The 12,803-nt window shown below is 60.8% G+C and carries 7 protein-coding genes; 5 read left to right on the top strand and 2 right to left on the bottom strand.

Features of this window, described 5'->3' with window-relative positions; genetic code table 11:
* The first annotated feature begins 26 nt into the window (after positions 1 to 26).
* The gene (locus J5W70_RS07715) at positions 27 to 836 is read left to right on the top strand and encodes a histidinol-phosphatase (protein ID WP_022396220.1); all 810 of its coding nucleotides are present in this window, start codon (positions 27 to 29) and stop codon (positions 834 to 836) included.
* Positions 837 to 993: 157 nt separating this feature from the next.
* Here the strand turns inward: J5W70_RS07715 and J5W70_RS07710 are convergent, their stop codons facing one another.
* Positions 994 to 1,824 carry an AAA family ATPase gene (locus J5W70_RS07710; protein ID WP_215832696.1) on the bottom strand — a complete coding sequence of 277 codons (831 nt, stop codon included), beginning with the start codon at positions 1,822 to 1,824 and terminating at the stop codon, positions 994 to 996.
* 151 nt (positions 1,825 to 1,975) lie between these two features.
* Here J5W70_RS07710 and J5W70_RS07705 point away from each other — a divergent pair, with 151 nt between their 5' ends.
* The 4 genes from J5W70_RS07705 (at position 1,976) to mfd (ending at position 10,068) form a co-directional block, all read left to right on the top strand.
* A complete protein-coding gene (locus J5W70_RS07705) occupies positions 1,976 to 2,959 on the top strand; it encodes a hypothetical protein (protein ID WP_146020133.1) in 984 nt (327 codons plus the stop codon).
* Positions 2,960 to 2,994: 35 nt separating this feature from the next.
* A complete protein-coding gene (locus tag J5W70_RS07700) occupies positions 2,995 to 5,547 on the top strand; it encodes an MFS transporter (protein WP_022396223.1) in 2,553 nt (850 codons plus the stop codon).
* 35 nt (positions 5,548 to 5,582) lie between these two features.
* Positions 5,583 to 6,767 (top strand): SHD1 domain-containing protein, encoded by a 1,185-nt coding sequence (locus J5W70_RS07695; protein ID WP_022396224.1) that lies wholly within the window; start codon positions 5,583 to 5,585, stop codon positions 6,765 to 6,767.
* Positions 6,768 to 6,891: 124 nt separating this feature from the next.
* Entirely contained in the window at positions 6,892 to 10,068 is a 3,177-nt protein-coding gene (gene mfd / locus J5W70_RS07690) for a transcription-repair coupling factor (protein WP_180973703.1), read from the top strand.
* Positions 10,069 to 10,210: 142 nt separating this feature from the next.
* Here mfd and J5W70_RS07685 read toward each other — a convergent pair whose 3' ends face one another.
* On the bottom strand, positions 10,211 to 12,742 hold the full coding sequence (locus J5W70_RS07685) for a protein kinase domain-containing protein (protein WP_215832694.1): 2,532 nt from the start codon (positions 12,740 to 12,742) through the stop codon (positions 10,211 to 10,213).
* Positions 12,743 to 12,803 lie beyond the last annotated feature (61 nt).

Raw genomic sequence — 12,803 nt, 5'->3', positions numbered from 1 at the left:
CGCCGTGCTAACATGGGCATTCCTCCATGTACTGCGATTACCATACCCATACCCCCCTGTGCCTGCACGCCTCCGGCACTCCGCAGGAATATGTGCAGGCAGCCGTCCGCGCCGGCCTCCGGGAATACGGCATTTCAGATCACGCCCCAATGCCCGGGGAGCCTTTTGACGACTGGCGCATGAAGCAGGCGGACATGCCGGCCTATCTGGACTGGCTCACGGAGGCCCGGGAATGCGCCGCACCGCACCGCCTGACGGTCCGCGCCGCGCTGGAATGCGACTGGTTTCCCGGCATTGGGCCATGGATAGAGCACTTGCAGAGCCTGCACGCATGGGATTACCTGATCGGGTCCGTCCATTATCTGGGGGAGAAGGAGGAGTTTGACAATCCCTACAAGATGGATTTCTGGAACCGGACGGATGTGGAGGACGCATGGAGGCAGTATTGGGAACGCTTCCGGGACATGGCGGCTTCAGGCCTGTTCCACATCATGGGCCATGCAGACCTGATCAAGAAGTTCGGCTTCCGCCCTTCCGGAGATTTGCGTCCTTATTACGAACCGTCTCTGGAAGCCATGAAGGAGTCCGGCGCCTGTCTGGAGCTTAATACCGCCGGCTGGCGCAACAAGTGCGCCGAACAGTATCCGGACGCGCAGTTTTTAAAGATGGCGGCGGAGATGAATATTCCCCTCACCATCAGCTCAGACGCCCACAAGCCGGAGGACGTGGGCCGGGATTTTGAGCGCGCTGCGGAACTGGCCCGCCAGACGGGCTTCACGCATCTGGCCTCCTTCCAGGAGGGCCGCATGGAGCTGTATCCCCTGCCCGGAATCTGACCTTCCCCTTTCCTCTGCGGGAAGGGAATGCTTCCCGGGGCCGCGGCGTCTGCCGCCTGGGCAGCCCGTGCCTTGAGTTTTCTGTTCCGGCAGCCCGTTTGCTGCGGAGGCTGACGCACGATTTCCGGAAGAAGAGGAGGAACCCGCGGACGCACTTTCAACCACCGTACAAGCCAGGCTTCACAGGCAAAGGCATTGGACGCGGTGGAACGGGGCGGGGAGGGACGGGATGGGGCCTTGGCGGCAGGGGGGAAGGCCGGATAATGACGGGCGGCGGATAGTTCCACGTCCTGATAATCGGAGGGACAATGATGCGCTCCGTTCTCGGCTGGCTGGCCACCTCCCTTACTTCCCCCTGCAACTGGGAGACCTGCTTGTTCAAGTCCGCAATTTTCTTCTGGGTTCCGTCCTTCAGAGCCAGGTATTTCTTTTCCAAATCCTGCCAGTACTGTTCGGCGGTCTCCCTTTTTTTACGGATGGCGTTCACCTGTTCCTGATAGGTTCCCATCCTCGCACGGAAGATACGGGCATCCTCCGGCAGTCCCACGCGGTCCGCTTCCAGGGCATTCCATTGCAGGGCCATGACTTCCGCCTCCACCTGGGAGAGTTCCCCCAGCAGCAGAAACATGCGGGAGATATCCGCTCCTTCCAGATAACGGGGATGCCGCTCCGCTTCAGACAGGGATTCCCTGATTTTCCTGGCTTCTTCATCAGCCGCCTTTCTGGCCTCTTCCGCCTTTTTCCTGCGCGCCGCGTCCTCCAGGCGCCGCTGGTCCAGCCTGGTTTTCACGTCCTCCGGCGTCATCCTGTAATCCTTCTGCTGGGCATCCGTGAGCTCCTTGTAGGAGACCTTGGCCACCCCGTCCGTGTACTGGACGCTGACAAAGTCGTCTCCGGAAGACACCACGCTGGCGTCTTCCAGCACCCTGCCGGACCGCAGGGTCATATTTTCCGCCAGGGCCGCAGGCAGCAGGGCGCACAACATCAAAAAACAGGTTCCAGGCTTCATATGATTCTCCTCTTCTACGTTGGTAAGAGGCGTGGGGAAAGAAATTTATTCAAAAAAAATAGAACCAGAGGTTAATACTGGCGCCGCGGCCCGGTTTTCGCTAGCATCACGCGAGTCATTTACACGTGTTATGAGTCTCTATTCTTCATCCTGGTCCCCTTTACCCTCTCTTCCCGATCCGGAAGGTTTCGCCGGCATGTATGCCGGAACATGCGGAGAAACAATGATTTGTGCCGGCGGCACCAATTTCCCGGACAAACCCATGCTTGAAGGCGGCGCCAAAACGTGGACGGACCGCATTTTCACGCTGTCTCCGGGGGAGAATGGGTGGACGGAGGCAGGAACGCTCCCCGCGCCTTACGCGTACGGAGCCTCCGCCAGCACCAGGGAAGGCCTGCTGTGCATCGGCGGCTGCGGCAAGGAAGGCCACCGGAAGGACGTTTACCTGCTGAGCACTGCGGACGGAGCCGTCACTGTGACTCCCTTCCCTCCCCTTCCCATAGCCCTGGCTTACACGGCCGCCGCCGTTCTGGGCGGCAAGGTTTATCTTACGGGAGGCTGTGAGCGCCCCGGGGAGCAGGACTGCACCAACCGGGTTTTCATGCTGGACGCACGCGGGCCGGAACAGGGCTGGCAGGAGCTGGACCCGCTGCCGGGCCGCGGACGCTTCCTGCACCAGATGGCCGCGGCGGACGGCGTCCTTTACGTGCTCGGCGGCATCGGCCTCCGGGAGGAGGATGGCAAACAGGCCCGGGAATTGCTGACGGAAGCCTGGAGCTTCACGCCGGAACGCGGATGGACGCGCCTGCCGGAGATGCCTTACGCCATCGCCGCGGCCCCCACCCCGGCCCCGGTTTCCCGGAACGGCGTGATTTATTTGCTGGGCGGGGACGACGGCTCCGGAAAGAAGTATACCCCGCAGACCAACCCCGGCTTCAACAACCAGTCCCTGTGCCTGGATACAGCCGCCATGGAATGGCACGACGCAGGGCCCATCGCGGCGCCCAGGGCGGTCCTTCCGTGCTGCGCGTGGCAGGGCCGTTTTGCAGCCGTGAACGGAGAACTTAAACCCGGCAGGCGCTCCCCTGAAGTGTGGAGCATCACCCTTTCCTGATTTTTCACCCACATCCCATCCCTATCTTCCAGCATATGCACATTTCACGTCACCTTACCCGGTTTTCCAGGGCATGCGGCTCCGCTTTCGCCGCCCTGCTGCTGATGGCGGCCCCCGCTGCCAACGCCTCTTTTTCCGTGGATGTACACCCGGCCGGAGCCATTCCCGACCTGCCGGACCCGGCGGGCCGCGCTGGAATGGCGGCTGGAACCGTTACGGAAAGTGACGGCACCCAGTCCATCATCGCCGCAGGCGGCGCCAATTTCCCCCAGGCCGCTCCGGGAGCCTCAACGCCGGAAGAACGCGGGCCTAAGGCGTACCACCAGGATATTTTCAAACTCCGCAACGGCCAATGGAGCAAGGCGGGGACGCTGCCCGCTCCGCTGGGTTACGCGGCTTTTGCAAGCGTAGGCAAGGGGCTGGCGGTAGCCGGAGGCCATAATGCGGAAGGCATCCTGAAAGACGCCCTGCTGATCAAGGCGGACGGCTCCGTGGAAAAGCTTCCTCCCCTTCCCGTCCCCGTTACGGAAGCCGCCTTCGCTGCTCACGGAAACAAGCTGTTCGTCATCGGCGGACGGGACAGCGACCAGCCGGAAGCCGCCCTCAATACTATCTATATGCTGGACACCACTCCGGATACGGCCAAAATGAAATGGGCGTCCCTCCCGCCCTTCCCCGGTGCGGGCCGCATCCTCTCCACCGCCGCCGTCTGTGACAGCACCCTGTTCATCGCAGGCGGCTGCACCCTGTCCAGGGATGCCGCCGGAGAAACCGCCAGAACGTACCTTTCCGACATGATCGGCTACGACATGACGTCCAACGATCCCGCCGAATGGGGAGCCGCGGGCAAACAGCAGCCTGCCGGACCGGGAACGCCCGTAGCCGCCGCCGCAGGCCCCGCCCCGGTACGTGAAAATTCCATCATCCTCATCGGCGGGGACAAGCGCGGCAATGCGCCGGACCCGTCCAAGCCCGTGGTGCAGTCCCGCGACATCCTGGTTTATGACGTCATCGGAAACAAATGGACGCACCAGGGGGAGTGGCCCGTCGGCATCGCCACCGCGCCCGCCGTCGTGAAGGGTTCCGAGATCATGACCATCAGCGGGGAAACCGCCCCGGGCGTCCGGACCCCCGTGAACGCCTCCGCCTCCGCAGGGTACCATTTTGAAATGAGCACGGTTGATTACGCCGTTCTCATCCTGACCGTCATCGTCATGGCGATCATCATCGTTTCCGCCGTGCGCAACGGCGTTAAAAATGTTTCTGCCGTCACGGACCCGAACACCAGGCCGGGCCTGTGGGCCTGGGTGGCCGTCATCGTCCTGTGGTTCGTGGTCATGCTGAACTATTTTGACCGCCAGCTCCTTTCCGCGCTGCATGAACCCATCGTCCGGGACATTCCGCAGACGGAAGCCCAGTTCGGCATGGTTACCTCCGTCTTCCTGCTGATTTACGCCCTGCTCAGCCCGGTGGGCGGCTTCCTGGCGGACCGCTACAGCCGCCGCCTGATGATTCTCTGCTCCCTCGTCGTCTGGTCCGTGGTTACCTGGTGGACCGGCCATGCGGAGGATTACACGTCCCTGCTCATCGCGCGCGGCGCCATGGGCATCAGTGAGGCCTTTTACATCCCCGCCGCCCTGGCCCTGATTACGGACTACCACCGGGGCAGCACGCGCTCCATCGCCACGGGGCTGCACATGAGCGGCATTTACGTGGGCATGGCCGTGGCCGGCTTCGGGGCCACCATGGCTTCATGGACGGGCTGGCGCATGACGTTCGCCCTGTTCGGCCTGATCGGCGTGGCGTATGCCATCGTCCTCATCCTGTTCCTGAAAGACCCGGCCAAGGCCCCTGCGGATACGGCGCAGGCCAAAAAGCCGTCCGAACCCAAGGAAAAAACGGTCCTGATCAATGTGGACAATGACGAACGGGCCATCAAGGAACCCGCGTCCAATCTTTCCACCGGCGCCGTGCTTTCCAGCCTGCTGAGCGGCCGCCCCATGTGGATGCTGCTGGCCGTGGTCGCCTTTGCAGGCGCCGGGAACTGGTTCCTGCTCACCTGGTACCCCACCCTGCTTCAGGATAAATACCAGCTTTCCTCCGCGGAGGCAGGCCCCGCCGCCACCCTGTGGAGCTCCGTAGCCAAGTACGTGGCCGTGCTGGGCGGCGCCATTCTGGCGGACATGTGGTACCGGCGCAACGCCCGCGCCCGCGCCCTGGTGCCCGGCATCACCTTCACCATATCCGGCCCGCTGGTGGTCCTGGCTCTGCTGCCCGGCATCTTCGGCTGGGACATTGCGGTTCCCCTCGTGCTCATGCTGGGCCTCGTCGCCACGCAGGGGCTGGCGCAGGGATCGCTGGACGCCACCCTCATGCCTGTGCTACGCTCCCATATCGACGAGCGTTATTCCGCCACCGGCTATGGCCTCCTCAACCTAACGTCCGCGGGCGTGGGCGCCCTTATCTCCTTCTTCGGGGGATGGTTCAAGGACCAGGGCGTTCCGCTGACCACCACCCTGGCGGCGGCAGGATGCCTGATGCTGCTCTGCGGACTGCTGCTCCTGATGCTGCCGCGTCCCAAACATTAACAGCAACCTTCTTTCATATCCCCAACCCCAGCCTTATGAAGAATCCCGCATGCCTGTACCTGGTGACGGGAGCCCTGTGCTCCCTCTCCTTCCTTCCCCTCGCGCAGGGGCGCACCTGGACCAGCGTCCAGGGGAAAAGCCTGGAAGCCGAGTTCGTCAGGCTGGACGGCCAGAAAGCCGTGCTGAAACGCTCCGGCGGCCAAACCGTCTCCATCCCCCTCGCCCAGCTTTCCCGGGAAGACAGAGATTTCATCGCGGCCCGGGGAAAGGGAGGGGCTGCCTCCTCCAATCCCGCGGACAATTACCACCTGCCATGGCCCAGGACCGTCAAATGCCAGGACAATTTCAAGGTGGAAACCATCAAGGAGGAACAAGGGGAGTATATTTATGAAACGCCCCATTTCCGCTTCATCTGCGACGCAAAGCTGGGCGCCGGCATGATCAAGCGCCTGGGCCTTCTCTTCGAGGCCACCCACCTGGCGAACAAAACGCTTCCCATCGGCAACATCCCCCCTCACGACGATTCCGCCAAATTCCCCGCCTACCTGTACGAAAAGTTCAGCACGTACCTGGAAAACGGAGGCCGTGAAGGCACGGCAGGCATTTTCCTGGGGACGACGCGCAGCGGAGACCGCGGCAAAATCCTGGTCCCGTTTGATTCCCTGGGCGTCAAGACCATGGGGAGCACGTACATCATTGACCGCGACAAGGATTCCTCCACCCTCATCCATGAACTGACGCACCAGCTCATGTCCCCGGAGGCCAAGCAGGCAAGCTGGTTCTGTGAAGGCTCCGCGGAATACATGGGGATGACCCCGTATTCCGGAGGCCGCTTCAACTTCGGGGCCAACCGTTCCCACATTGTCTCCCGCGTGACGGAATACGGCAAGAAAAATACGGGGGGCCGCGCCCTGGGGGACGACTTTGAGGCGCCCAGCCTGGAGTCCTACATGAACATGCCCTATTCCCAGTTCACGGGAGAGAACGCCAACCTGAATTACGGCCTGGCCGCCCTGATGGCCTACTATTTCTACCACATGGACGGCAAGGGGGACGCCCAGCGCGTGAAGAACTACATGAAGGCCATCCAGTCCGGCAGCAGTGAAAAAGAAGCGCAAAAGCTCCTCCTTGATGGCCGGAGCTATGAGGAGCTGGCCAAGGAGATTGAACAGAAATGGCGCAAGGCCGGCGTTAAAATCCGCTTCCGCTCCTCCTCCTGACCCGCGCCGCGCATGCGGAAAGACGCTTCCGTCAATGGCCGGAGGACAGTCTGTGCCCTGAAAAACCGTTGACATGGCAGGGAAAGGCGGCACACTTTCCACCAGCAGGGGCTATCAGACACGCATGGCAGAAGACGCTTCCATAACCGCCCTGATGGACAGGGTGGCCCGCACCGCACCCTTTCACCGGGAACTCGCGAAACTGGGCACGGAGGAACAGGCGGTTTTCGACCATACCTCCCTGCCCGGGGTTCCGTTCGTGGCGGCCCTGTGCATCAGGACCATTCCGGACACCGCCCGGGCCTGGGTGATCGCGCCCCATCTGCGCGCGCAGGAATCCCTTGCCGCGCAACTGGAAACATGGGGAGTGCGCAACATCCTCTTCGTCCCGGAAAAAGAGGTGGCCCTGGGGGAGGAAGTGGGAGACCCGGAGCTTGCCGCGGAACGGCTGAACGTCCTTCACCGCATCGCTTCCGGCCATGTGGGCAGGCAAACCGTCGTTCTGACGGAAGGCAGCCTGAATGACGAGGTTCCCTCCCCCGACGGCATGCAGAACCAGGGAATGACCCTGAAAACGGGAGAAACGCACGCCCCTGACGATTTGATACGGCTGTTTGAGGAGGCGGGGTTCGAGGGCGTTCCTCAGGTCATTTCCCGCGGGCAGTGGTCCCGCCGCGGCGGCATTCTGGACGTTTTCCCGCTCCAGTCCTCCCATCCCGTACGCCTGGAGTTTTTTGACGACGAGATTGAATCCATCCGGGAATTTGACGTGGACTCCCAGATTTCCTTCCGGAAGACGGAGCACGTCAACCTCGTCCTGACGGAAGCGGCGGGCGTGGAAACCCTGCGGGCCTGGATCAAGCCGGGCGACCTGGTCATTACGGCCCCTTTCTGCAAGGAACGGGGGAACGTGTGCATCCTCACCGCACCGCCGGAGAACGCGGAGGGGGAGGAGGACTTCTCCCTGGCCATCCATGACAATCCCCTGGGCAGCTTTGACGCCGGGGACTTCGTGATGCAGGAGATGCGGCGGGAGCTGGCGGAACGCCAGATCCGAGAATGGCTGGACCGGAAATGGAACGTCAGCATGTTTTTTCCCAACGAAGGGGAGGAAGAGCGCTTCCGGGACATCTGCGCCGGAACGCCCGCGCTGCTGTCCATCACCGCCCTGCGCGGGGACCTGCCCGGCGGCTTCAGCATTCCGGGGGCAAAAACGGCCGTTCTCTCCTCCTCGGAGCTGTTCGGCAGGTACCAGTCCGCCACGGCGCGCCGCCGCGCCAGCCGGGAGGACAAGGCCCGCAAGGCCCGCGCGCAGGCCTCCCTGAAGGACATCAACCCCGGAGACCTGGTGGTGCACACCAGCTACGGCATCGGCAAATTCATCAACATTTCCACCTCTCCGGACTCCGGAGACGAGGAAATGAACATCCTTTACCGGGACAATACGATCCTGCACGTCCCCCTCAGCCAGGCGCACCTGGTTTCACGGTACATAGGGCTGGGCAGCAAGACGCCGGAACTCAACAAGCTGGGGGATTCCAAATGGCAGCGCGCCAAAAAATCCGCGGAACGCTCCGTGGCGGACTACGCCGCCCAGCTCCTCAACGTGCAGGCGGAACGCCAGACAGGAAAGGGCTACAGCCACCCTCCGGACAGCAAATGGATGTGGGAGTTTGAAAGCTCCTTCCCCTTCCGGGAGACCCAGGACCAGCTCCGCGCCATCGCCCAGACGAAGGCGGACATGGAAGCCACCCGCCCCATGGACCGCCTGATCTGCGGGGACGTGGGCTTCGGCAAGACGGAGGTGGCCATCCGCGCCGCCTTCAAATGCGTGACGGGAGGCCGCCAGGTGGCCGTGCTGGTGCCCACCACCGTGCTCGCGGAACAGCACTTCCGCACCTTCAAGGAGCGCATGAGCGAATACCCCGTGCGGATTGAAATGCTCAGCCGCTTCAGCAGCGCGGCGGACGTCCGCTCCACGCTGGAAGGGCTTAAGTCCGGGGCCGTGGACATCGTCATCGGCACGCACCGCCTCATCTCCGAGGACGTGTCCATTAAAAACCTGGGCCTGGTGGTGATTGACGAGGAACAGCGCTTCGGCGTCAGGCACAAGGAGAAATTCAAGGAACGCTTCAAGGGCATTGACGTGCTCACGCTGTCCGCCACGCCCATTCCCCGCACCCTGTACATTGCGCTGATGGGAGCGAGGGACATGAGCTCCATTGAAACGCCGCCCGTCAACCGGCAGCCCGTGCAGACGAGCGTATGCCCCTATGACGAACGCATCATGAAGAAGGCCATGGAGCGCGAACTGGAACGCGGCGGCCAGATTTTCCTGCTGCACAACCGCGTCAAAACCATCGAACTGTTCCGGGACCGCATCCAGGCCCTGGTGCCCAAGGCCCGCATCGTCATCGGCCACGGACAGATGCCCAAGGACGAGCTGGAGAAGGTCATGCGCACCTTCGTGCAGGGGAAGGCGGACATCCTGCTGGCAACCACCATCATCGAATCCGGCATCGACATCCCGAACGCCAACACCATCATCATTGACCGCGCGGACCGCTTCGGCCTGGCGGACCTCTACCAGCTCCGCGGCCGCGTGGGCCGCGCAGGGCACCGGGCCTACGCCTACCTCATGCTCCCCAGGTCCGCCGCCACCACGGGAGACGCCCGCAAGCGCGTCTCCGCCATCAAGCAGTACACGGAGCTGGGTTCCGGCTTCAAGATAGCCATGAGGGACCTGGAAATACGCGGCGCGGGCAACCTGCTGGGCACCCAGCAGAGCGGCCACATTGCCGCTATCGGCTTTGACCTGTACTGCCAGCTTCTCCAGCAGTCCATCGCCCACATGCAGGGCAGGCACACGGCCCCCCGGCCGGACGCGGCCCTGAGAACGGATTTCATCGTGAACAGCGAGACGCAGTTCGCCGCCAAATCCCGCAAGGATTATCTGGGCGCCTTCCTGCCCCGGGATTACATCAGCGACGCAGCCCTGCGCATTTCCGCGTACAAGGACCTGGCGGCAGTCCGCACCCTGAAGGAGGCGGACGCCCTGCTCCGCGCGTGGGAAGACCGCTTCGGCCCTGCACCGGAAACGGTGCATCACCTGCTGGATTCCCACAAAATCAAGATACTGGCCTCCAAAGCAAACATCTCCATGGTGGAAATCAGCGGACAGCGCCTGATGCTCACCAGGAACGGGGATTTTATCCTGCTGTCCAACAAATTTCCGCGGCTGGCAGGCGTCTCTCCCGCAGACAAGCTACGGGAAGCGCTGGAAATGCTGAAGAACATCTAAACCGCGCCACAGCCTTCCCGGCCGGGCCATCCAGTGGAAACAGGAAGGCCCCGGCGCCGGGGCCTTCCGCCCCGAACGGCTTCCGATAACGGACGGAAACCGCATGCCGCGTTCTCTCCTTTCCCGTGGTAAAATCCTTCCATCAAATTCGCAGCTCTTCCGCGCCGGAAAACTCCTTCTTCCTCATCATTTCCATGATGCCGGACGTATTGGCCGGAGCCATGATGACCTCTATCGACCATTCGGAACTGTCCATTTCCTTTGCGTAATCCTCCATGTTTATGGAGACCTCCAGGACGGGAGACTCCCGGGTAAGGGCCGTACGGAAAGAACGGGACATGACCTCCTGCCCGTTCCGCAACAGAATCACCTTGTCAATAAGGATACTTCCCCCTTCCACGGAGGTCCGTACCAGCCGCAGTCCTGAAAATTGGCTCATCTTCCTGCCGGGAATGGAGCAGCGCATCCTCGTATAGGTTTCCTCCTTCTGCCCCAGAAGCTCCCAATGGGATAAAATGGGGGCCGACAAGGTAAGCCGCGACAGGTCGTAACCGGAACCGGCCAACAGCCTGGACAGGCGCGCGACCATCTCCGCGGAATATTCCACCCCCCACCCCTGGGAATACAAGACACCCAGCATATACAGCACGGAAGGATCCTGCGCGGCAAAGGACATCAGAAGGAAATCAACCGCCTGAGAATAGTTCTGGGACAGGCTGACCGGGCACTGAAGCATATCCGGGAAAAATTCCTTGCCCCCCACAAGAAGAAACGCCAGATCCCTCTGCGCCACAATAAAGCCCCCCATGGCCGCCTTATAAAGCCAGGCGCCTCCTTCCTCTCCGTATCTCCCATCCCGTTCAAAGATGAGACGGGCTATTTTATACTGGGCGGCGGGATACCCCGCCTTGGCGAACTTCCGCACCTGCGTCTTCTCCTGTTCCGTCAGCACGATGGAATCAATTTCCGTACGGTTCCTTTTCCGGGAGGCGATGAGCATTTCCCGGATCCTGCCGTTTTCCGGCCTGTTCAGCGAATCTCTCACCTCGGAGTCATCCATCGCGCAAATGAATTTAAAATGGGGCCTCACGGTTTTCCCGCTCTCCAGCGTCGTAACCTGGGAAGAAACAACCTTCAGCGGATGAGGAACATTATCCTTGGTTTCAAAACTGAACCTGTAAGGCGCATCCACATTCAGCGCCGGAAGATCCACAAAGCGGAACCCGGTGAGCACAGGACTCTCGATCAAGGTGAAGGAAAAGCCGTTGAGAGACCGGGAAACCAGCTTTCCCTCCTCATCACGTATGGTCAAATACAGGGGCGGGCACATCTTGTCTTCCTGAAGCACCCTCAAATGGACACACGCCAAGGAAAAGCGGTCGGGAAGCAGGGATGGAAGAGCATGGCGCGACAAAGACGGACTATCCAGCCTGACGTCAAAACGTTCCACGGGACTCAGCAAGGAAACGCCCCTGGATTCTGAAATAATCTGGGGAATGGGGGTGGACATTACACTGGGAAAGCGAAGCCCTAAAGCATCGTCCTCCTCCGGGCCGCCTCCCCAGTCATAAACAAAATAGCCGAGGGTTGCGCCAATCACGCCCGCAACAACGAAGAGCCCCAGCACCTTCCTCCATCCGGCCCCCCACTTTTCGTGCCCTTCCGACATGATGCGGGAAGAGGACAAGGCAAACAGATTGAAAAAACGCTTACGGGCGGACTTGAACTCCTCACTGGAGAACTTAATGGTTGAGAGCGCCCCTCCTTCCACTCCCAGATCCTTCATCCACTCTTCCGCGGAGTTATAACGATCTTCCACCCGAGGAGAAAGGGCCTTGTCTATGGTCCTGAGAAAATTTTTCGAATAATGGGAGGACAAGGGCGCGGACAATTCCAAAGGCTGTATGGTATCGTGGATCAGCCGCTCCTCTCCTCTGGGGGGCGCACCCCCCCTCAGCAGGGAATAGAACGTAGCGCCCAGGGAATAAATGTCGCTCCAGGGTCCCGTGTTTTTCCTGCCGAGAGCCTGTTCCGGAGAAGAAAAGCCATGAGTCGCCAGGACGGTCTGGGTATGGGTGCTCTCCATGTGGCGCGACGCGCCGAAATCCACGAAAACGGGCGTTCCCTCCTGTGTAAGCAATATATTTCCCGGTTTGATGTCCCTGTGGCAGATGCCTTTTTTATGAAGGTAATCCAAAATCTGGAGGATGTGCATCAGCAATCCCTTCAACTTGGCTTCCGAATAAAAGTTTCCGGCAAGCAGCTGCTGTTCTCCCAGGTAATCCAGAGGAAGCCCCTGAACATAATCCATGGAAAAATAAGCCGTACCGTTGCACTCAAAAACGGAAAGAACCCGGACAATACCTGGAGAATCCAGCCTCGCAAGAATGCGGGCTTCATTCAAAAAGTTGGAAAGGGTCCACTTGAAATACTCGGCGTCATGCTCATTATTGGGAACCACGCGCCCCGTAAACGGATCTCTGTAAGCATAGGAAGAAGGAAAATTCTCTTTTAAAACCACTTTCCTCTTCAGCATCAAGTCCCGGACCAGATAGGTAATGCCGAATCCGCCGCTTCCCAGCACCTTCAATATTTTATAATGCTCCAACGTCGCTCCGTCCGGGAGTTCTTTGGAATAAACGGAAAACTCGTTCCAGGAAGAGGGAGGTGTCAATTTGGATCCATGCACGGAAACATTATTCAAATGAGCATCTTTTCCCGGAACTGCCGCATGG

This window comes from Akkermansia massiliensis, assembly GCF_018847375.1.
Classification (GTDB): domain Bacteria; phylum Verrucomicrobiota; class Verrucomicrobiia; order Verrucomicrobiales; family Akkermansiaceae; genus Akkermansia; species Akkermansia massiliensis.
The sequence above is the reverse complement of the archived record's forward strand: the minus strand, read 5'-3'. Positions and strand labels throughout refer to the sequence as shown.